Below are 20,386 nucleotides of genomic sequence, written 5' to 3' on the forward strand. Positions count from 1 at the left end.
TCATGGTGTTCCGCTTTGTTTCTTTGGCGAGAAGAAGCGTACCAGAACCGGCAGTTGGCCTCTTCTCTCCTATGCACCATGGGTGTTGCAGTTATTATCTGAATTCGCGTTCCATCGAAAGATTTGGTTGCGCTGCCTGAACAGCCCCCATCCAGATTGTTTTTTGCACAGGCGTTGTTGATAACCAATGTAGAACCCATTTAGAGTGCAATGGCTCAAACAATCGTATAAAGCTAACTGCTTGATTTGTATTCGCTGGAAGTAATTCCTTTTGCAAAACAGATGCAAGCCCAGTCGTTGCGCCAGCAATAATAACAAGAACATCATTTTCTTTTAACTGGCTTCTTGATATTTGCCTATCAACATCTTCAGAAATGAAAAACTCTGGGTCAATGCTTACAATATTTGATTTCCCGATATTTTCTGCCTTTAAAAATCTAACGCCTTCATCTATAAATTCAGCTCCAATTGTGCTCGGTGTGGTGCCTTTTGATATAACAGCAGCAAGATTTTTAATTTTGCAGACAACCCAATGCTTCGGCACTTGGCCGAGCCACTCGACGCCGGAGTCTTTCATGGGGACATCGGGGTTGAGGCCCTTGGTGACGGCGTGGGAGATCACTGCCTGCCGCTTCTCTTTGAGCAGTTCGATCAGCCGCTGCTGCTGGGCAATCAGCCGGTCTATCCGAGCTGTTTCGTAGTCGAGGAAGGCGGCTATGGTGCGTTGCTCAGTATCTGTGGGTATAGGCAAGATAATATTTTTCATCTCGCTGTAGTTAGTGCTCCACAGGTCAGCGACGATCCCTTTCCCCCATCGATAAAATTCCTCTTGAAATGGATAGCTTCTCAGTAAGTGATGGATGTATCGATGGTTTATCCCTTTTGGCTCCATCACAATACTGATTAGAGATACTGAACCATCACGCTCAGAAATCCCTGAAGATCCCTTTCTGTCGGAACGACTGTTGATCACAAAGTCACCGGCTTTCACCAGTTTTCGATTATCACCGGCATCACTTTTAGCCGCTGTATCTAACTGAGGCAAAATCCCATTTTTTGTAACCGAAAGTGCGGCATAGTCTTTATCACTTACCTTTTCCCTACGTTCGAAAAGAAACTGGCCAAGGCGCTTAGCATCCCAATGGCTTGGAACTGTGTCCAACCACTCCACTCCCGAATCCTTATATTCCGGATAGGGGTGATAATTACCTGCCAGCCCTTGCTGAGCAGTAGCAACGACTTCGCTCATGAATGCACCTCCGCCAGCAGCTGCATAATCTCCTTGGCGACCGCATCGAGATCAGCATCAATCGCTGCTAGCTCCCGGGGCGGCTGGTACTGGTAGAAGTGGCGGTTAAAGGGGATCTCGTAGCCAACGATGCCGACCTGACCATCGAGCGGGTCGGTTTTACTGGTGTCGATCCAGGCATCCGGCACATGGGGCAGTACCTCACGCTGCAGATATTCGTAAATGTCTTCCCCTAGCGGCACATTTTCGTTATCCCGCAGATCCGGGTTGGCTTCCGGCTCGCCTTTGGCTTTACACACCTCGGCGGCATCGTCCTGCTCAGCCAGATGGTTCACCAGCAGCTTAAAGGCCGGAGCAGGCAGCTTGACCTCACCCAGCAGTTTGGTCAGCTGCTTTTTGAATTTGTCGCGAGAGAGCAACTTGGCCTCAGCGAACTGGCCCACGGCAGTCAGAATGGCAGACTGCAGGGAGCCATCGAGCTTGGCCCAACCCTTATCGGCAGTGAGGCTGGCAAGGCGCTCGGCATCCTGCGGATAGAACGCCAGTTTCAGCGGCCGCTCCACCGTGATACGGCGATAACCGAAGGCGGTGGTGGGGAAGATCTTGGCGATGGGCCCTTCTTCATAACGGCTGGCGAGGCGGACGATTTGCTCAATGGCTTCGTCGCTCAGTTGCTTACGCTTGGAGCCCAACGACTTACGCATGGGGCTGTGCATGTCGCTGGCGTTGATCAGCAGCACCTTGCCCTTACGCTCGGCCGGTTTGTGGTTCGACAGCACCCAGATATAGGTGGCGATGCCGGTGTTGTAGAACATGTCGGTGGGCAGGGCCACCAGGGTATCGAGCAGGTCGTGTTCCAGAATGTAGCGGCGGATCTCGCTCTCGCCGCTGCCCGCTCCACCGGTAAAGAGCGGGGAGCCGTTGAGGATGATGCCGATCCGGGCACCCTCCGGCTTCATCTTGGCGATCAGATGTTGCAGGAACAAGAGTGAGCCGTCAGAGACACGGGGCAGACCTGCCCCGAAGCGGCCGCTGTGGCCCTTTAGCAGGTGTTCGTCCCGCACTTGCTTCTCGACCTTCTTCCAGTCCACTCCGAATGGTGGGTTGGAGAGGCAGTAGTCAAACTTGTCCAAGGGCAACTGGTCATCGGAGAGGGTGTTGCCGAGCTTGATGTTGCTGATGTCTTGCCCCTTGATCAGCATGTCGGCCTTGCAGATGGCAAACGACTCGGGGTTGAGCTCCTGACCAAAGGTGGCGAGACGTGCCGCCGGGTTCAGCTCGTGCAGATACTCCATGCCGCAGGAGAGAAAACCACCGGTGCCCGCCGTGGGGTCATAGATGGTCCGCACCACGCCCGCGGTGGTCAGAGCCTCGTCATCAGCCGCAAACACCAGCGAGGTGGTGAGCCTCACGATGTCACGGGGGGTGAAGTGCTCACCGGCGGTCTCGTTGGAGCTCTCGGCAAACTTGCGGATCAGCTCCTCGAACACCAGACCCATGTGGTAGTTGTCTACGGTCTCAGGGGAGAGATCGACGTTGGCGAAGTTGCGGACCACCTTGTAAAGCAGGTCGGCATCTTCCAGCAGATCGATGCTGGCGGCGAAGTTGAAGTGCTCGAACACCTCGAATGCCTCACGGGAAAAGCCCCGCACATAGGCATCCAGGTTGTCGCCAATCTGCTTCTCGCCAAGGTTGTCGAGGGTGAGCTTGGCGGTGTTGTAGAAGCTCTGTCCGGCGGCATTCAGCAACAACTTATGGCGGGCCAGCTCGGGCATGGCCTTGGTGCTCTCTGCGGTGGCCAGCACCTTGTCACGGCTCGGGGCCAGCACGCACTCAAGACGACGTAACACGGTGAAGGGCAGGATGATGCGGCCATACTGGGACTGCTTGAAATCACCTCGCAGGAGGTCAGCCACCGACCAGATGAGATTGGCAAGGGAGGAGATATTGGTTGTCATGGAAACCCCGTGGGACGCTCGAAATAGCGTGATCCTATCACAGCATCTGGCCTCCAGTCGTGGCCTCGGAGCAGGCTGCGTAAATCTGCCGTTTTTGATTTTCCCGTTTGGCCCACCAACAAGGGCAAAAGGGCCAATTAGGGTGCTCAATCTGCGGAAATTTCAGCATTTTATAGAACTTTTTCTGTGTGAGACTTCGTAGAAAAAGTTCTTAAATCTGCCAAAATTTCAGCAGATCGGCAGACCTCATATCCCACCTATTTGGCGGGGCGGAGGCCAGCTATCAACTTAGCAAGGAATGTCACTACATCACCTGTTGTCAATCATTAGAATATTTCATGAATAGCCGTTTTTGCGTTGTTCACAACGAAAACTCGAAATGGGACCTTGGGGAGGAAAAAAGAGGGGTTGTATTGCTTCTGCCGATCCGTATAGTCGGGGTTGTCGGCGGGCAGACGCCCCCGCACATCGCACCTTGGCTCACGCCATAGGCCCACGGGGGGCGCTGTTACCCGACCTGATTACCGCCGCTTGGAACACACACAACCTAATTTTAGTTCCACAGCAGCGGTCCTCTAAGAGGAGAGACACCATGTCTCAATCCACTCAATTTGACCTTGAATTTCCCCTGGCCGATGCTGGCCACTCCCTGACTATCGACTTTGCTGCCATCAAAGAGCAGTTCCCCATTATGGATGTCGCCTCGGCCCTGACCGGGCAAGACGTCAAGAAAGTCGGCTCCAACACCTATCGACTGGATGATGCCAGTTGCCCACTGTGCGGCCATAATGATTGCTTCACCCTCTACCCTGACGACGATAGGTTTAAGTGCTTTAGCTGTGATGAACATGGGGATGTGCTCGATCTAGTCGTCAAGTGCGACAAAGCCCGTAGCCCTGCTGATGCAGCCCGCTTGCTCCTGCTGGGCGAGCTGTCAGTCGCCCCAACCGTTCGCAAAGTGGTGAAGCTGGAGCAGCCGATCTACACGGCCCCACCTGCTCGCCTGCAAGAACTCTTCAATCTCGCAGCTAGTCACTATCAGTCCCGTCTGGATGTAGACGAACTGATGGAGCGGCGTGGCCACTCTGAGGAGGTGTTGGTGGGGTTGGATATCGGCTTCTCCGGTGGCCTGAACAAGGCACTGAAGGATGCAGGGTTCAGCCAAGAGGAACGGCTGGCCTCCGGTCTGGTCAAGCCTCGCAAGGATGCACCTGACCAGCTTCGCGACTTCTTCCCGAGTGGCGTCTATGTGTTCCCGCACTTCGACCGCAACGGACAAGTCAGCCGCTTCACCTTCAAGGACCCAAATAAGGGTCAACCGTACCAACTGCCGAGCCGTCATTGGCTTAACGGGGTGCAGTTCTACGGGGAAGAGTGTCTGAATGCTCCAGGTCCTGTCGCCCTGGTAGAAGGAGAGAATGACCGCCTGTCACTAGTAGATGTCGGTTGGCCGGGCCCTGTGCTGGCGACCATTGGCACGCTGTCACAGACCCAATTGGATTGGCTGAAGCGTGAGCTGACTGAACGTGACGTCGTGACCTTCTTCGACACTGATGACGCGGGCGACAAGTACCGCTCAAAGATGGCTCGGCTGGGCCTCAAGCTGACCCAAGTCAAGCTGCCAGATTGCGTGAAGGACATCGACGAATACCTGCATGGCGACAACCCCTTGCCTCTGACCGAGCTGGTGGCGGCATTCACCCTGGTTGAGCCTGTGGCCGAAGCCGAAGCCGAAGCCGAAGCCGAAGCCGTTCAGGACGATGATCAGCATCTGGAAGTCGTCAAGGTCCTGCCACGTACAGCCATCTTTGAAAACGAGCTCAACGATTCGGCCAACGCCGAACGGTTCGTGCAGATGCACGGGCATAACCTGAAGTTCGTCCCTGAGTTAGGTGGCTTCATCCACTTCGATGGTACGCACTGGACCCAGAATGACTTGACGCCCATGATCCTTGCTCAAACCGTGGGCAAAGAGATCCAGGAAATCGGGCAGATGTTGATCAAGCAGGCGTGCAAGAAAGAGGAGCTGTCTTGGGCCTATGCAGTGCTCAGACACGGCTCAAGTAGCCTTAACCGGGCTGGCATTCAAAACATGCTGGAGCTGGCCAAGCCGATGATGACGGCAAGACTGCACGAGTTGAACGCCAACCCGATGCTGTTGGGCACGGCCAATGGTGTCATCGACCTGAAGTCGGGCCGCCTGTTGGCTCCGAGACGGGCATTCATGATGACTCACCATAGCCCAGTGGCCTATGACCCGACCGCCACCTGCCCACGATGGGAGCAGTTCATCGACGAGATCTGCTGTGGTAATGCCGAGTACGTTGCCTTCCTGCAACGTTGTGTGGGCTACTGGATCACCGGCCGTACCGATGAACAACTCCTGTTCTTCCTCTACGGAGGCGGCTGCAACGGCAAGAGTACCTTCATGTCGGTCATTCAGCAGTTGCTGGGAGAGTTCAGTCGGCAGATCAGCAGTAACGTCTTGCTGTTCAACCGCAACGGCAATACCGGTCCGAACCCGTCACTGACCAAGCTGGTGGATGCACGTCTGGTGGTCGCCAACGAGCTGCCAGAGGGGGCCCGTATGGATGAGAACTTGGTGAAGGCCATGACGGGGGATGACGTAATTGTCGCTCGTGCTCCCTACGCCAAGAAGGAGATGGAGTTCCGCCCATCCTTCTCTCTGGTGATGGTGGGCAACCACAAGCCCGAGATCCGCGATACCAGCAATGGCATGTGGCGTCGGATGCTGATGCTGCCCTTCAATGCCTCCTTTACGAAGGCACAGCTGGACCCCATGCTGATGGAGAAGCTGCGGGCCGAGATGCCCGGCATTCTGAATTGGGCCATCCAGGGCTGCCAGATGTGGCAAGAGCAGAGACTCAAGGCATCGATTCCTGCTCGCCTCAAGCAGGATGTCGAGACCTACCGTGCCGAGTCGGATATGGTCGGCTGCTTCCTTGATGAGTGCACCCAGGCCAGAGCAGGGGCCAAAGAGCTCATGAGCGAGGTCTACGCAGTCTACAGCCGCTGGGCACAGCAGAACGGTGAATGGGTCATGAAGAGGCTGGCCCTCAAGAAGAAGCTGTTAGAAAAGGGCTATCTGATCCCCCGCTATAAGAGCAATGACACCATCATCGGGTTGACCCTGCTCGATAGCGAGATGGCTGACATGACGGTCTCAGTCCGTAGGGAGCAGCCGGAAACAGGAGCGAACTACACAGTATGACGAATGGGGGGCCTGCGGGCCCCTCTGCCGTTTTAGATTTTCCCGTTTAGCCCGCCAACAAAAGCAAAGGGCCCAAACCAAGCAGTCAATCTGCCGAAATTTCAGCATTTTATAGAACTTTTCCTGTATGAAATCTCGTAGAAAAAGTTCTTAAAAATGCCAAAATTTCAGCATCTCGGCAGACCCATCCCTCCCTTTATCCGGCATCAGCAAAGGATGAAAGGGCCGCCTCTATCACCTCTTTGAGCTTCTCCAGCGAGACATCCCCTCCATATCGGTCATAGCTGATCGCCCCGTTGGTGTGGCCCAAGATCGCCGCCGCATACTGCAATGGCACTCCGTGACCTTTGAGTGTTGTCCCCACGGTATGCCGCAGGCTGTGGAAGTCCTTGTCGACGGGGCGATGGCGACTAAACCACTGCCCCCACAGGTGGCTGTATCCATCCTGGCGATGTGGCAGTTCAGGGAAGAGGCGTCCCCCTATCCTCTCCTTCACAAACTCGATGAAACCGCTCTGGATGAGGTGTCGATGGATAGGAACGAGACGAGCACTGTTGGCCGTCTTGAGTTTCTGGTCTGGCCGTCCACTGCGAATATTCAGGCACCATATACCGTCAACCTGTTGCACATCATCTGCGTACAACTGGCAGATCTCATTGGCACGAGCCCCGGTGAACAGCCCCAGCAGAGCAATCCACCTACGGTGGGGCTCTTGCTGCTTAGCCCACCCGATAAACTTGCGACGTTCTTCCGCTGTGTACCCACTTCGTGAGTTCACCTCTTTGGCTCGCTGTAGCTTCAATCCGGCGAAATGGTTGATGACCCCATCCTGATGGTTAGCCAGCCAGTTAAACAGCAGAGAGAGCTTCTGCAGATACTTGTTGATGGTGGTCGGACTCTTGCCGGAGTTCAGCAGGTCCTCCTTGAACTTGACCACATCCGCTTTCGCATAGTCAGCAGCCGGTCTATCACCCAGCGCCTTGATGAAGCAGCCGATGTAGTTCTTCTGGTTGCTGAGCTCTTTCGGTGCCCAGGAGAGGGCCTTCTCTTTCAGATAGCGGTCACTCAAGACCGACAACAGCGGAGCAAGCGGTTTGGCCGCCGGAGTCATCGGCTGGGCTACTGATTGCTCATGTGGGGCAACATTGACGTCTGCAGGCAACCGAATGGGCTTGGGTCTGGAACGCACACAGGCAAGCAGCTTCGCAACAGCTGCACGGGCCGTCAGCTTGTCTCGGGTATGCAGGGATTTTTTGATCTCTTTACGACGACCACAGGGGAGCGTGGTGACTTTCCGGTAATACCAGATGCCGTGGGGACTGAGCCAGAGATTCATCGATGAGCTCCTCGTCGTCCACACAAAGTGGATGACCAAGGGCTTTAGGAAGCTAACTTATTGAATTTCAGAAACAGGTGGTGGCCCTACCAGCCACATCCCGGCACTCGAGTCCCCCGCCTTGGCTGCTACCTTCCGGTCCTGACCAGGTCGACGGGTTATCAATGCGAGAGGACCAATAGGACCACCGGCGAGGAGAATAGGCAAACTGGCCCCTCAATGCAATGGCTTTCTACCGCATCACGAGCCGTTCGCCTTATTTTTCAACAATCTGGCCAAGGGTTCAGCTAAAGAGCATGAATTTGGCACCCACCAGCAACATGAGCAGGGCAAAGGCCTGCTTGAGCCGCCGGGGTGACATTCGGTGTGCCAGTCTGGCGCCCAGACGGGCAAACTGGGTGCTGGTGAGCACGATGCCAAGCAGGGCTGGCAGATAGATGAATCCGACGCTCCACTCGGGCAGATCGGCGTCTCCCCAACCGGCATAGAGGTAGCTGAGGCTGCCTGCCAGGGCGATGGGCATGCTGCAGGCGGCGGAGGCGGCCACGGCGTTGCGCATGGGCACCGAATTCCAGGTGAGGTAAGGCACGGTCAGCGAGCCGCCACCGATGCCGAACAAGGCCGACATCCAGCCGATGACGGTGCCCGCGATCCCGGTACCAAGGGGGCCCGGCATGTGTCGCTCCGCTTTTGGCCTCAAATTGAGCCCCATCTGCAGGGCCATGGTCCAGGCGAAGCAGCCTATGATGATGTTGAGGGTGCTGGCGCTCAGCAGGTTGGCGGTCATGCCGCCGAGCCAGGCACCGACCAGCATGCCGGCGCCCAGGCGCCGAATCATTCCCCAGTCCACCGCCCCGGCCTCCTGGTGCGCACGCAGGGAGCTGAAACCGGTGAAGATCATGGTGGGCAGCGAGGTGCCGAGGGCCAGATGGGTGATGATCTCCGGCGCCACGTCCTGTGCGTGAAAACTCAGGACCAGCACGGGGACGATGATGAGTCCGCCGCCGATACCGAACAGCCCGGCCAGCATGCCCGCGAAGGCGCCCAACACCAGATAGCCCACAAACAGCATAAACATTCCTTCAATAACGAAACAGCGGTCAACTTGACCGCCATTATCCATAAAAAAGAGATGGCATCTTGCCATCTCTTTATTGTGCCGATTAATGCAGGGGAATGGTACCGTCCATCACCTTGTAGAACGCCAGCACGGCGCAACCGAGCAGGGCTGCCGTCATCCCCTGCTCCAGCCGGTTGAGGCTGCGCAGGCCGTGGTGCTGGCGCGCCTTCCAGTAGATGAAGATCCCCGGGCTGTAGAGCAGCGCCACCAGCAAGAGGTACTCCACTCCGGCGGCATAGACCAGCCAGCAGCCATAGACGGTGGCCACCAGGGCCAGCAGCAGGTCGCGCTTGCGCTGATGGGGCTGGTCCGCGTAGGTCTCCCCTTTCAACGCCAGCTTGAGACCGTAAGCACCGGAGAAGACATAGGGCACCAGGGCCGCCGAGGTGGCGATGTTCACCAGCGCCAGGTAGGTGCTGTTCTGGAAGTAGATGATGATGAGGAAGGTCTGCACCAGGCAGGTGGAGCACCAGAGCGACACCTTGGGGGAACCGTTCTTGTTCTCCTTGGCGAACCAGGCCGGGAAGACCCCGGTCTTGCCAGCTATGTAGGGCACTTCCGCCGCCAGCACGGTCCAGCTCAGCAGGGCCCCCATCACCGAGATCACCAGGCCGATGTTGATGAGCCAGGCGCCCCAGGGGCCGACCACGGCTTCCAGGATCATGGCGGTGGAGGGGTTCTTGAGGGCCGCCAGTTGCGGCTGGTTCATGACCCCCAGGGAGAACAGGGTCACCATGACGTAGAGCGCCAGGGCGCCGAGCAGCGCCAGCACGGTGGCGCGGCCCACGTCCTTGCGATGGCGGGCACGGGCGGAGACCACCACGGCCCCCTCGATGCCGATGAAGACCCAGAGGGTCACCTTCATGGTGGACTTGACCTGATCCATCACGGAGCCGAGCTCGGGACTCCCCTGCCCCCAGAGATCCAGGGTGAAGGTCTCCATGTTGAAAGCGAGCAGGATGGCTACACAGAAGACGATGAGGGGCACCATCTTGGCGATGGTGGTGACGATGTTCACCAGCGCCGCCACCTGGATGCCGCGCAGCACCAGGGCATGCACCGACCAGATGAGCAGGGAGGCGAGCGTGATGGCGACCGGGGTGTTGCCGTCACCGAAGATGACATTGTCCGGCGTGTCGAAGAAATAGCTCAGCGCACTGAACACCACGATGGCGTAGGAGACGTTGGCCAGCAGCTGGCACAGCCAGTAACCCCAGGCGGCGTTGAAGCCGACGAAATCCCCGAACCCCGCCTTGGCGTAGCTGAAGATGCCGCCATCGAGATCCGGTCGACGCATGGAGAGATTCTGGTAGACCAGGGCGAGGCAGATCATGCCGATCCCCGTGATGGCCCATCCCAGGGCGACGGCCCCGGCACTGGCGTGCGCTGCGATGTTTTGCGGCAGACTGAAAACCCCGGCACCGACCATGGAGCCGATCACCAGCGAAATGAGGGCACCCAGCCCCAGTTTCTTGTCCATCTCAAACCTGTTTTATTAGGCGGCGGCTGAGCATCCGTATTCATACAGCGCGCGACATGGGAGGGGCTAGAAATCCGTACCCCGTGAAAAAGGCGGCAACTATATTGCATGACTATTCCGGCCGCAATCCCTCTTGCCGTCAATCATGAGCCGCCTTGACCGCGCGCAATTTTACAGCACTGACCCGGAGTGCCTGTGAGCTGGTTCAAATTAAGAAAGACCCGTTGATATTTCACGACTTTTCATGATGTCGCCCCGCTTTTCAAAAAGCGGACCTGCATGGCTATGCACCCTTGCTCTGGGGCCTTTCCTCTGCAAAAACGCCCCTGCAGGAGGGGCGTCAGAGAGGGTATATGCAGGGGGGACTAGAGCCTCAAGCCGCCGTCCAGCTCGATCATCCGCCCGGACAGATAGTCGTTGGCAAGGATGAACTGCACCGTCTGGGCCAGCTGCGCCGCCTGCCCCAGGGTGCCCACCGGGATGGCCTGCTGCATGCGGGCCATGGCTTCGGGTTTCATCGCCGCCGTCATATCGGTGGCAAAGACGCCGGGGGCGATGCCCATCACCCGGATGCCGTGACGGGCCAGCTCCTTCCCCCAGGTGACAACCAGAGAGGCCACCCCCGCCTTGCTGGCGGCATAGTTGCTCTGGCCCATGTTGCCGGCCCGGGCGATGGAGGAGATGTTGATGATGACGCCCCCCTCCCCGCCGGTGGCCATCAGCGCCGCCCCCTCGCGCCCGCACAGGAAGGTGCCGGTGAGATTGACGTCGATGACACTCTGCCACTGGGCCAGGCTCATCTTCTCCGTCAGTGCCCCCTCCTTCACCTTGATCAGCATGCCGTCGCGCAGGATGCCGGCACAGTTGACGAGGCCGTGCAGGGCCCCCAACTGATCCTTGATGGCGGCGAAGGTCGCCTCGACCTCCGGCTCGCTTGCCACGTTGCAGACGAACAGGGCGCAGCGGCCGTCACGGCTGCGCACCTCCGCCTCGGTCACCTCCAGATCGGTGCGGTTGACGTCGATGAGTGCAAGCACGGCACCTTGCTCCGCCAGACTCAGGGCGATGGCGCGCCCGAGCCCCCTGCCCGCCCCCGTGATCGCAATGACTTTCCGTGTGATATCCATAAATGCTCCTGGTGAGATGGCCGGTGACTGTCGAGTCAAAGACTATCGGGTAAAAAGGTAGATAGCGGCCCTTAACCCGGCGCTGTCTTGTCCCGATAGAGCTCGAGGATGCTGGAAAAATCCTTGTTCTCCTGGCCCAGGCTCGCGTGCAGGTTGAAGAGGTTGCGGGCCAGGGCCCCCATGGGCACGGCGCTGTGGGCATGTTCCGCCAACGCCATGGCGAGCCCCAAATCCTTGACCATCAGCCGGGTCATAAAGCCCCCTGTATACCCACGGGATGCCGGGACGTTCTCCATCACCCCGGGCCAGGGGTTGTAGCGCTCCAGGCTCCAGTTGTTGCCCGAACTCTTGCCCATGATGGTGGAGAGCACGGCGGGATCCAGCCCCTCCTTGACCCCGAGCGCCAGCGCCTCGGCGGTGCCGGCCATGTGGATGGCGAGCAGCATGTTGTTGCACATCTTGGCGATCTGGCCCGCGCCGAGGGCACCGGCGTGAAACAGGTTATGCCCCATGCAGGCGAGCACGGGTCTGGCCGCTTCAAAATCCGCTTGTTCGCCGCCGACGATGAAAGTGAGCGTGCCCGCCGCCGCGCCAGCCACGCCCCCCGAGACGGGTGCATCGAGAAAACGGATGCCGCGCGCCTGCGCCGCCGCCCCCACCTGACGGGCCGAGGCCACGTCTATGGTGGAGCAGTCGATGACCAGGGCACCGGGCGACAGGGCCGTCAGCAGATCCTGGCCGCCCCGCTCACCGGCACTCTCCCCCAGCCAGAGACTGCGCACGTGCTCGCCCGCTGGCAGCATGCTGATGACCAGCTCGCAGCCGCTCACCGCTTCCCGGGCATTGCCGGTGGCGAGGCAGTCGGCCTCGATGGCGCGGGTCAGGCTCTCGGGCACCAGATCAAACACCTGCACCCTGTGCCCCGCCCTGGCCAGGTTGGCGGCCATGGGGCCCCCCATGTTGCCAAGCCCGATAAACCCAATCCTTGTCATGGTGTGCTCCTTGTGTGTGATCCCGCGTCAGCGGAGGCGCAAGGGGTTGTCCCCCTCGGGCCAGCGATAGAAGGCATCCAGCCAGGCCTCGCCCGTCTGCGGGGCCTGCCAGCGGGGGGATTTGTCCTTGTCGATGAGCAGAGCCCGCACCCCTTCCACAAAATCCCCTCTGAGCACGCAGTTGACCGAGAGGGTCAGCTCGTCGGCAAACACCTCGGCCAGGGACTGGCGCCGTGCCTGCCAGAACTGGCGCCAGAGAATGGCGCGGCTGATGGGGCTGCCGCGAAGGCAGGTCTCCCGCCCCTGAGTCAGCGCCGGTTCGTCCAGCTCGGCGTCCTCGAGGCGTGCCAGCACCCCTTGCAGGGAGCGGCCGGTCAACAGCGCATCGATGCGGGCCTGGTGGGGCAGCAGTACGGGAGGCGGCAATGCCTGACCAGGGGCCTCCTGCAAATCGGTGAGCAGCGCCTCGATCTGCTCGCAGGGGTCGCCTGCGGACCAGTCGAGGGCGGCGAGGCGCGCCGGCAGCTCCGCCCGCTCGCGGCTCCCCATGGCATGATCCGCGAGCCCCAGGCCGATGGCGTCCGTTCCGTTGAAGCGGGCACCGGTGAGGCCGAGCCAGAGCCCGAGCCGCCCCGGCATCCGACTCAAAAACCAGCTGGCCCCCACGTCCGGATAGAGGCCTATGGTCACCTCCGGCATGGCGAACAGACTCTTCTCGGTCACCACCCGGAACCCGGCCCCGGCAAAGAGACCGATGCCGCCCCCCATGCAGATGCCGTCCGCCACGCAGACAAGGGGCTTGCCGTAGCAGTGGATGTGGTGATCGAGCCGGTACTCCTGTTCGAAGAAGTCGCGGGCATAGCCAAACAGTGCCGACTCGCTCCCCTCCTGCTTGCGGTAATAAAAGGAGCGGATGTCGCCACCGGCGCAGAATGCCTTCTCGCCGGCCCCCTGCAACAGCACGCAGACGATGGCCGGATCCTGCTCCCAGCGGGTCAACGCCCCCTGCAACAACTGGATCATCTCAAGGCTCAGGGCATTGAGGGAGGCGGGGCTGTCCAGAGTCAGCATGCCGATGTGGCGGCCATCCGCCGTGGGGAGGGTCTCGATGCGCACGGGCTCAGTCATGGTCGGCCCCCGCAGACCGGGTATCTGCCCCTGCGGCATGGCGGGTCGCCATCATTACCTCATTCATCCTTCACTCCCTCACTCTTTCGGCCTGGATTGGTCGTAACGCCAGCGCGGGGCCCGCTTCTCGAGGAAGGCCGCCACCCCTTCGCGCTGGTTGGCATCGTCAAACAGGGCGAGAAAGAGGCTGCGCTCGAGCGGCAGCGCCGCGTCCCTGTGGGTGCTTCGCCCCTGATTGATGAGCTGTTTGCAGGCGCGCAGGGCGCTCGGGCTCTGGCGCTCCACCAGCTGGGCCATCTGCTGCGCCGCCTCCCAGGCGTGCCCCTCGGTCACCACCTCCTCCACCAGCCCCATCTCGTAGGCCAGGGTGGCGCTCACTTTCTCGCCGCAGAGGATCATCCGCTTGGCCCAGCCCGGCCCCACCAGCTCGGTCAGGCGCTGGGTGCCACCGGCACAGGGCAGCAAGCCCACCGAGGCCTCCGGCAACCCCAGCTTGGCCTGCTGCTCGGCGATTCGGATGTCGCAGGCCAGTGCGACTTCGAGCCCCCCTCCCATGGCATAGCCGTTGATGGCGGCGATGCTGACCCCGTGAAAGCGGGCCAGCGCCTCGAAGGCGTGGCCAAAGGCCTCGGCCACCTCGCGGGCATGCGCCAGGCTGCCGTCGGCGAACATCTTGAGATCGGCGCCGGCGCAGAAGAATTTCTCTCCGGCACCGCGGATCACCAGGGCCACCACGTCGGGGCGACCATCCAGCTCCACCATCATCTGCAAGAAGGCTTTCAGGCTGGCGAGCGTCCAGGTGTTGGCGGGTGGGTGATCGAGGGTGATGTAGGCCACGTGGCCGTGATATTCGAGCCTGATCCTTGTCATTGCGTTGTCCTTGTCAAAAAAACTGCCCCATGATGACAGGGTTGAATGGAGCCAACCTGCACCTGGCTCACAAAGCCTGAGGACGTGCCGACTGCGTCCTCAGAGCAGGCCCCTCCCGCTATTCCAGCGACAGGCCGGGGTCGGCCAGCAGGCGGCGGGCGATGATGAGCCGCATCACTTCATTCGTCCCTTCCAGAATGCGGTGCACCCGGGTGTCGCGCAGATAGCGCTCAAGCGGATACTCGCGGATATAACCATAGCCGCCAAAGAGTTGCAGGGCGTCGTCGCAGATGCGGTGCCCCACATCGGTGGCAAAACGCTTGGCCATGGCGCACCAGGCACTCTTGTCCGGGCTGCCCTCATCGAGTTTGGCGGCCGCCTGGCGCACCAGCAGGCGGGCGGCGGCCAGCTCGGTGGCCATGTCGGCCAGGCGAAACTGCACGCTCTGGAATTCGCTGATCGGGTGTCCAAATTGCTGGCGCTGCTGCACATGGGCCAGGGCATCGTTGAGAGCCTGCTGAGCTGTGCCCAGCGAACAGCTGGCGATGTTGATGCGCCCCCCATCGAGCGCCTGCATGGCGAACTTGAACCCTTCCCCCTCCTCCCCCAGCCGGAAGCGAGCGGGAATGCGCACGGCGCTGAAGTCCACCTCCCGGGTCGGCTGGCTGTTCCAGCCCATCTTCTCCTCCGCCTTGCCGTAGCTCACGCCGGGGGTCTGGGCCGGTACCATGAAGGCAGAGATCCCCTTGGCCCCCTCGCCACCGGTGCGGGCCATCACCACCAGCACGTCTGTGCTGCCGGCGCCCGAGATGAACACCTTGCTGCCGTCGAGGAGGTATTCTTCGCCATCGCGCACGGCGCGGGTCTTGAGGGCCGCAGCGTCGGAGCCCGCCCCTGGCTCGGTGAGGCAGTAGGCTCCCAGCAGCTCGCCGCTGGCGAGCCTGGGTACCCACTCCTCGGCCACCTCGGCAGGCAGCCAGCTGCCCAGCATCCAGCTCACCATGTTGTGGATGGTGAGATAGGCGGTGGTGGAGGTGCAGCCCATGGCGAGGCGCTCGAAGATGAGGCTGGCATCGAGCCGGTTCAGGCCCAGACCGTCATACTGCTCCGGGGTATAGAGGCCACACAGGCCCAGCGCCGCCGCCTGCTTGATGGTGGGGATGGGGAATTCGTGATCCCTGTCCCAGCGCGCGGCATGGGGTTTGAGCGCCAGATCGGCGAAGGCGCCGGCCGACTCGACACAGGCCCGTTGGGATTCGGTCAGGGTAAAATCCATCTTGTTCGCTTCCTTTGTACTTGTTCCGTCGATCCGTTGCTGTCAATGGGGGCACCCGGGCAAAGTGGGCAACCCCTGCCGTCAGCGCAGCTGAATGGTCATATTGGGGCCGTTGGGAATGTCTTCGTCGAACCAGCGCTCCGTCACCGTCTTGGTCTCGGTGTAAAAACGCACCGCCTGTTTGCCGTAGGCGTGCAGATCCCCGTAGAAGGAGCCGCGCCAGCCGGTAAAAGAGAAGAACGGCAGCGGCACCGGGATGGGCACGTTGATCCCCACCTGGCCCACCGCCACCTCGTGGCGGAACTTGCGGGCGGCGGCGCCACAGCCGGTGAAGAGGGAGGTGCCGTTGCCATAGGGGTTGGCGTTGATGAGGGCAAGCGCCTCATCCAGGCTCCCCACCTCGAGGCAGGCCAGCACGGGCCCGAAGATCTCCTCCTTGTAGATGCGCATCTCGGGGGTCACGCCGCGAAACAGGGTCGGCCCCACCCAGTTGCCCACCGGGTAGCCGGGTACGTCGCAAAAACGGCCGTCCAGCAGGCACTCGGCTCCCTCGGCAATCCCCGCCTCGATAAGCCCCTCCACCCTGACTTTCGCCTCCGGGCTGATGAGGGGGCCATAAGCCGCCTCGGGGTCGTGCCAGACGCCGGGTTTCACCTTGGCGAACTCGGCGGCGAGCTCGGGGATCCACTCCCTGGCGCTCCCCACGAACACCGCCACGCTGATGGCCATGCAGCGCTGACCGGCGGCGCCGACTCCGGCTCCCACGAGGTTGCCGAGCACCTGCGCCTTGTTGGCATCCGGCATGATCACCATGTGGTTTTTGGCGCCGACAAAACACTGGGCGCGCTTGAGCTGCGACGTGGCGCTGCGATAGACGTGACCGCCGACCCGGGCCGAGCCCACGAAACTGACTGCCTTGACATCGGGATGGGCCAGCAGCGCATCCACCTGATCGGCGCCGCCATGCACCACCGACAGAATGCCCCTGGGGGCCCCCGCCTCGGTAAACAGCTCGGCCAGGCGCATGGGGGTGAGAGGATCCTGCTCGGAGGGCTTGAGCACAAAGCCGTTGCCGCAGGCCACCGCCAGCGGGAACATCCAGAGCGGGATCATGGCCGGAAAGTTGAACGGCGTGATGCCGACGCAGACCCCGAGGGGCTGCACCCAGGAGTGGCCATCCACCCGGCGCGCCACGTTGCCCATGGTCTCCCCCAGGGTCTGGCTGGCAATGGCACAGGCCTGCTCCACCACCTCGATGCCGCGCCACACATCCCCCTTGGCATCCGCCAGGTTCTTGCCGGTTTCCTGGGCCAGCAGGGTCGCCAGCTCGTCGTGATGCACTTTCAACAGATGCTGGTAGTTGAACATCACCCGAGCCCGCTCGGAGGGAGGCACCTCCCGCCACTGCAGGTAGGCGTCGTGGGCGGTGCGCACCGCCAGCTCAATTTCCGCAGAGGTAGCTTTCGGCACCCGCGCCAGCAGATGCTGGTCCGCCGGGTCGGTCACCTCTATCCACTCGTCGCTTGCGGACGGACACGCCTCGCCACCGATGTAGAGCGGCAGATCCCCGTACTGGGTGTGATGCTGGCTCATGCCCCCCTCCTAGCCCGTTGGCAGGCGATGGCAGGCCACTGCAGGCCGGCCACATCCATGTTGCTGTTGCACATCCTGTTCACTCCTTGCGCTCATCTACCCGGGTAGCCCTTGCGACGGGCTGCCATCGAATTTACCTTAGACTAACAACTCATTTACGTTTACGCTAACGTAAACTTGAATCACGAATGGACTGACCAGTCATCACCCTGATGGCAGGGGAAATCGGCAGTCCACTGCACCAAGGAGAGCACGGATGCATGCCCTGATGGATGAAACCCTCCAAGCCCTGACCGAACAGGTCGAGGCTTTCTGCCAGAAAGTGATCGCACCGCGCGCCAGCGAGATCGATCAGAGCAACGCTTTCCCCCGGGATCTCTGGCCCCGCATGGGTGAGCTGGGGCTGCACGGCATCACGGTGGCGGAGGAGTATGACGGGGTGAACCTCGGCTATCTGGCCCATGTGCTGGTGATGGAGCAGGTGAGCCGCGCCAGCGCCTCGGTCGGCCTCTCCTACGGCGCCCACTCCAATCTCTGCATCAACCAGATCCACCGCCACGGCACCCCTGATCAGAAGGCGAGATATCTGCCCTCCCTCGTCAGCGGCAAACACGTGGGGGCGCTGGCCATGAGCGAGCCGGGTGCCGGCTCCGACGTGGTGAGCATGCGCCTCACTGCGGTGCGCGAGGGGGATCACTTCGTGCTGAACGGCAACAAGATGTGGATCACCAATGGGCCCGATGCCGACACCTTCGTCATCTATGCCAAGACCGATGCCGCCGCCGGGCCCAAAGGGATTTCCGCCTTTATCGTCGAGGCGGGGACTCCCGGTTTTTCCACCGCCCAGAAGCTTGACAAGCTCGGCATGCGCGGATCCAGTACCTGCGAGCTGGTGTTCGACAACTGCCGAGTGCCACAGGAGAACCTGCTGGGCCCCCTGAACGGCGGGGTCAAGGTACTGATGAGCGGTCTGGACTACGAGCGGGTGGTGCTGGCGGCCGGGCCCCTTGGCATCATGCAGGCCAGCATGGACGTGGTGCTCCCCTATGTGCGCGAGCGCAAGCAGTTCGGCCAGGCCATCGGCGAGTTTCAGCTGGTGCAGGGCAAGCTCGCCGACATGTATACCCGTCTCGCCAGCAGCCGGGCGCTGGTCTATTCGGTGGCGAGCGCCTGCGATCAGGGCCGCACCAGCCGCAAGGATTGCGCCGCCGCCATCCTGTTTGCTGCCGAGAACGCCACCCAGATGGCCCTCGATGCCATCCAGCTGCTCGGCGGCAACGGCTACATCAACGAATACCCCACCGGCCGCCTGCTGCGGGACGCCAAGCTCTACGAAATCGGCGCCGGCACCTCGGAGATCCGCCGCTGGCTCATCGGCCGCGAGCTGATGGGAGAGCGCGCATGAGCAGGATCCACTCCCGCCTAGACACCGCGAGCCCCGACTATGAGGCCAATCGGGCCGCCATGCAGGCACTGGTCGACGATCTGAATACCCGCCTGGAGGAGATAGCCCAGGGCGGGGGCGCGGCCAACAACGCCCGCCACCAGGCCCGTGGCAAGCTGCTGCCCCGGGAGCGCATCGACCAGCTGCTGGACCCGGGTTCCCCCTTTCTCGAACTGTCGGCGTTGGCTGGCTGGCAGGTCTATGACGAGCCGGTGCCCGCCGCCGGCATCCTCACCGGCATCGGCCGGGTCTCGGGGCGCCTGTGCATGCTGGTGGTGAATGACGCCACCGTGAAGGGCGGCACCTACTACCCCCTCACGGTGAAAAAACATCTGCGCGCCCAGGCCATCGCCGAGCGGCTGCGCCTCCCCTGCCTCTATCTGGTGGATTCCGGCGGCGCCTTCCTGCCCATGCAGGACGAGGTGTTCCCCGACCGGGAGCATTTTGGCCGCATCTTCTACAACCAGGCTCGCATGTCGGCCCAGAGCATCCCCCAGCTGGCGGTGGTGATGGGGCTCTGTACCGCCGGGGGTGCCTACGTGCCCGCCATGGCGGACGAGTCCATCATGGTCAGGGAACAGGCCACCCTCTTTCTGGCGGGCCCGCCCCTGGTCAAGGCCGCCACCGGTGAGGAGATCAGCGCAGAAGCCTTGGGCGGCGCCGAGGTGCACTGCGTCCACTCCGGGGTGGCGGATCACATGGCCCGGGACGATGCCCATGCCCTGGCCATCACCCGCACCCTGGTAAGCAACCTGGGTGACAACCAGACGGCGGCGTCACCCGCCCCATCCGCTCCCTCCTATGATGAGCCGCACTACCCCATCGAGGAGCTCTACGGCCTGGTGGGCACCAGTCTCAAGCGCCCCTATGACGCACGAGAATTGATCGCCCGACTGGTGGATGGCTCTGTGTTTGACGAATTCAAGGCGTTGTTCGGCACTACCTTGGTGACGGGTTTTTCCCGCATTGAGGGCATGCAGGTGGGGATCCTCGCCAACAACGGCGTGCTGCACAGCGACAGCGCCCAGAAGGGGGCCCACTTCATCCAGCTCTGCAACCAGCGGGGGATCCCGCTGCTGTTTCTGCAAAACATCACCGGCTTTATGGTGGGGAGTACGGCGGAGAAAGAGGGGATCGCCAAGCACGGCGCCAAGCTGGTGACCGCCGTGGCCTGCAGCCGGGTGCCCAAGATCACCCTGATCGTCGGCGGCAGCTTCGGTGCCGGCAACTACGGCATGTGCGGGCGCGCCCATGAACCGGATTTTCTGTTCAGCTGGCCCAACAGCCGCATCTCCGTCATGGGGGGCGAGCAGGCGGCCGGGGTGCTGGTGCAGGTGCGCCGGGACAAGCTGGCCGCCGAGGGCAAGACTCTGGGCGAGTCGGAGGCGGCCGCCATTCGCGCCCCGGTGATAGCGCAGTACGAGCGCCAGGGTCACCCCTATTACGCCAGTGCTCGCCTGTGGGATGACGGCGTCATCGACCCGGTCCAGAGCCGCACCGTGCTGGCCCTGGCGCTGGCGGCCTGCCAGGGGGCCGAGCCGGGCCCCGGGCAGTACGGCATCTTCCGGATGTAAGGAGTTC

Annotated in this window: 14 protein-coding genes and 1 other RNA gene; 3 read left to right on the plus strand and 12 right to left on the minus strand. The window is 61.3% G+C overall.

Annotation, left to right across the window (positions count from 1 at the left end; genetic code table 11):
* Positions 1 to 94: 94 nt before the first annotated feature.
* Together PG883_RS16925 and PG883_RS16930 are read right to left on the minus strand one after the other, a co-directional pair.
* Positions 95 to 1,249, minus strand: coding sequence for a hypothetical protein (locus tag PG883_RS16925; RefSeq protein WP_270807415.1), 1,155 nt, complete (start codon positions 1,247 to 1,249; stop codon positions 95 to 97).
* On the minus strand, positions 1,246 to 3,207 hold the full coding sequence (locus PG883_RS16930; protein ID WP_270807416.1) for a type I restriction-modification system subunit M: 1,962 nt from the start codon (positions 3,205 to 3,207) through the stop codon (positions 1,246 to 1,248). Before PG883_RS16930 ends, PG883_RS16925 begins: the two co-directional genes overlap by 4 nt.
* Positions 3,208 to 3,799: 592 nt before the next feature.
* Between PG883_RS16930 and PG883_RS16935 the strand changes: the two genes are divergently transcribed.
* Entirely contained in the window at positions 3,800 to 6,439 is a 2,640-nt protein-coding gene (locus tag PG883_RS16935) for a phage/plasmid primase, P4 family (RefSeq protein ID WP_270807417.1), read from the plus strand.
* Between the two features lie 196 nt (positions 6,440 to 6,635).
* On the opposite strand, the gene PG883_RS16940 is transcribed toward PG883_RS16935, so the two are convergent.
* From PG883_RS16940 to PG883_RS16985, 10 genes are all read right to left on the minus strand, one after another.
* Entirely contained in the window at positions 6,636 to 7,775 is a 1,140-nt protein-coding gene (locus tag PG883_RS16940; protein ID WP_201997180.1) for a site-specific integrase, read from the minus strand.
* Positions 7,776 to 7,859: 84 nt separating this feature from the next.
* Positions 7,860 to 7,956: signal recognition particle sRNA small type (gene ffs / locus PG883_RS16945), an RNA gene on the minus strand.
* Positions 7,957 to 8,058: 102 nt separating this feature from the next.
* Positions 8,059 to 8,847 carry a sulfite exporter TauE/SafE family protein gene (locus PG883_RS16950; RefSeq protein ID WP_171864759.1) on the minus strand — a complete coding sequence of 263 codons (789 nt, stop codon included), beginning with the start codon at positions 8,845 to 8,847 and terminating at the stop codon, positions 8,059 to 8,061.
* Between the two features lie 91 nt (positions 8,848 to 8,938).
* Positions 8,939 to 10,375 (minus strand): arginine-ornithine antiporter, encoded by a 1,437-nt coding sequence (arcD, locus tag PG883_RS16955; RefSeq protein ID WP_201957260.1) that lies wholly within the window; start codon positions 10,373 to 10,375, stop codon positions 8,939 to 8,941.
* A gap of 365 nt (positions 10,376 to 10,740) precedes the next feature.
* Positions 10,741 to 11,502, minus strand: coding sequence for an SDR family oxidoreductase (locus PG883_RS16960; RefSeq protein WP_103243199.1), 762 nt, complete (start codon positions 11,500 to 11,502; stop codon positions 10,741 to 10,743).
* Between the two features lie 71 nt (positions 11,503 to 11,573).
* A complete protein-coding gene (mmsB, locus tag PG883_RS16965) occupies positions 11,574 to 12,494 on the minus strand; it encodes a 3-hydroxyisobutyrate dehydrogenase (protein ID WP_210600239.1) in 921 nt (306 codons plus the stop codon).
* A gap of 27 nt (positions 12,495 to 12,521) precedes the next feature.
* Complete coding sequence (locus PG883_RS16970) at positions 12,522 to 13,622, minus strand: enoyl-CoA hydratase/isomerase family protein (RefSeq protein ID WP_210600240.1); 1,101 nt, start codon at positions 13,620 to 13,622, stop codon at positions 12,522 to 12,524.
* A gap of 78 nt (positions 13,623 to 13,700) precedes the next feature.
* Positions 13,701 to 14,492 carry an enoyl-CoA hydratase gene (locus tag PG883_RS16975; RefSeq protein ID WP_041215244.1) on the minus strand — a complete coding sequence of 264 codons (792 nt, stop codon included), beginning with the start codon at positions 14,490 to 14,492 and terminating at the stop codon, positions 13,701 to 13,703.
* A 118-nt stretch (positions 14,493 to 14,610) separates the two neighbouring features.
* A complete protein-coding gene (locus PG883_RS16980; protein WP_210600241.1) occupies positions 14,611 to 15,768 on the minus strand; it encodes an acyl-CoA dehydrogenase family protein in 1,158 nt (385 codons plus the stop codon).
* Positions 15,769 to 15,849: 81 nt separating this feature from the next.
* Positions 15,850 to 17,361: a CoA-acylating methylmalonate-semialdehyde dehydrogenase gene (locus tag PG883_RS16985; protein WP_210600242.1), complete on the minus strand. Its 1,512-nt coding sequence runs from the start codon at positions 17,359 to 17,361 to the stop codon at positions 15,850 to 15,852.
* Positions 17,362 to 17,617: 256 nt separating this feature from the next.
* On the opposite strand from PG883_RS16985, the gene PG883_RS16990 reads away from it, so the two are divergent.
* Together PG883_RS16990 and PG883_RS16995 are read left to right on the plus strand one after the other, a co-directional pair.
* On the plus strand, positions 17,618 to 18,766 hold the full coding sequence (locus PG883_RS16990; RefSeq protein ID WP_210600243.1) for an isovaleryl-CoA dehydrogenase: 1,149 nt from the start codon (positions 17,618 to 17,620) through the stop codon (positions 18,764 to 18,766).
* Positions 18,763 to 20,379 (plus strand): carboxyl transferase domain-containing protein, encoded by a 1,617-nt coding sequence (locus PG883_RS16995; RefSeq protein WP_270807418.1) that lies wholly within the window; start codon positions 18,763 to 18,765, stop codon positions 20,377 to 20,379. The genes PG883_RS16990 and PG883_RS16995 overlap by 4 nt, the downstream gene beginning before the upstream one ends.
* Positions 20,380 to 20,386 lie beyond the last annotated feature (7 nt).

The sequence above is a fragment of the Aeromonas sp. QDB25 genome, assembly GCF_027707725.1.
GTDB lineage: Bacteria > Pseudomonadota > Gammaproteobacteria > Enterobacterales > Aeromonadaceae > Aeromonas > Aeromonas caviae.

Bases quoted from the DNA above. Each gene is read 5' to 3' on its own strand.
- PG883_RS16930 (WP_270807416.1), bottom strand. From the start codon at position 3,207: ATGACAACCAATATCTCCTCCCTTGCCAATCTCATCTGGTCGGTGGCT.
- PG883_RS16995 (WP_270807418.1), top strand. From the start codon at position 18,763: ATGAGCAGGATCCACTCCCGCCTAGACACCGCGAGCCCCGACTATGAG.
- PG883_RS16935 (WP_270807417.1), top strand. From the start codon at position 3,800: ATGTCTCAATCCACTCAATTTGACCTTGAATTTCCCCTGGCCGATGCT.
- PG883_RS16925 (WP_270807415.1), bottom strand. From the start codon at position 1,249: ATGAGCGAAGTCGTTGCTACTGCTCAGCAAGGGCTGGCAGGTAATTAT.
- PG883_RS16960 (WP_103243199.1), bottom strand. From the start codon at position 11,502: ATGGATATCACACGGAAAGTCATTGCGATCACGGGGGCGGGCAGGGGG.
- PG883_RS16980 (WP_210600241.1), bottom strand. From the start codon at position 15,768: ATGGATTTTACCCTGACCGAATCCCAACGGGCCTGTGTCGAGTCGGCC.
- PG883_RS16985 (WP_210600242.1), bottom strand. From the start codon at position 17,361: ATGAGCCAGCATCACACCCAGTACGGGGATCTGCCGCTCTACATCGGT.
- PG883_RS16950 (WP_171864759.1), bottom strand. From the start codon at position 8,847: ATGCTGTTTGTGGGCTATCTGGTGTTGGGCGCCTTCGCGGGCATGCTG.
- arcD (WP_201957260.1), bottom strand. From the start codon at position 10,375: ATGGACAAGAAACTGGGGCTGGGTGCCCTCATTTCGCTGGTGATCGGC.
- mmsB (WP_210600239.1), bottom strand. From the start codon at position 12,494: ATGACAAGGATTGGGTTTATCGGGCTTGGCAACATGGGGGGCCCCATG.
- PG883_RS16940 (WP_201997180.1), bottom strand. From the start codon at position 7,775: ATGAATCTCTGGCTCAGTCCCCACGGCATCTGGTATTACCGGAAAGTC.
- PG883_RS16990 (WP_210600243.1), top strand. From the start codon at position 17,618: ATGCATGCCCTGATGGATGAAACCCTCCAAGCCCTGACCGAACAGGTC.
- PG883_RS16970 (WP_210600240.1), bottom strand. From the start codon at position 13,622: ATGACTGAGCCCGTGCGCATCGAGACCCTCCCCACGGCGGATGGCCGC.
- PG883_RS16975 (WP_041215244.1), bottom strand. From the start codon at position 14,492: ATGACAAGGATCAGGCTCGAATATCACGGCCACGTGGCCTACATCACC.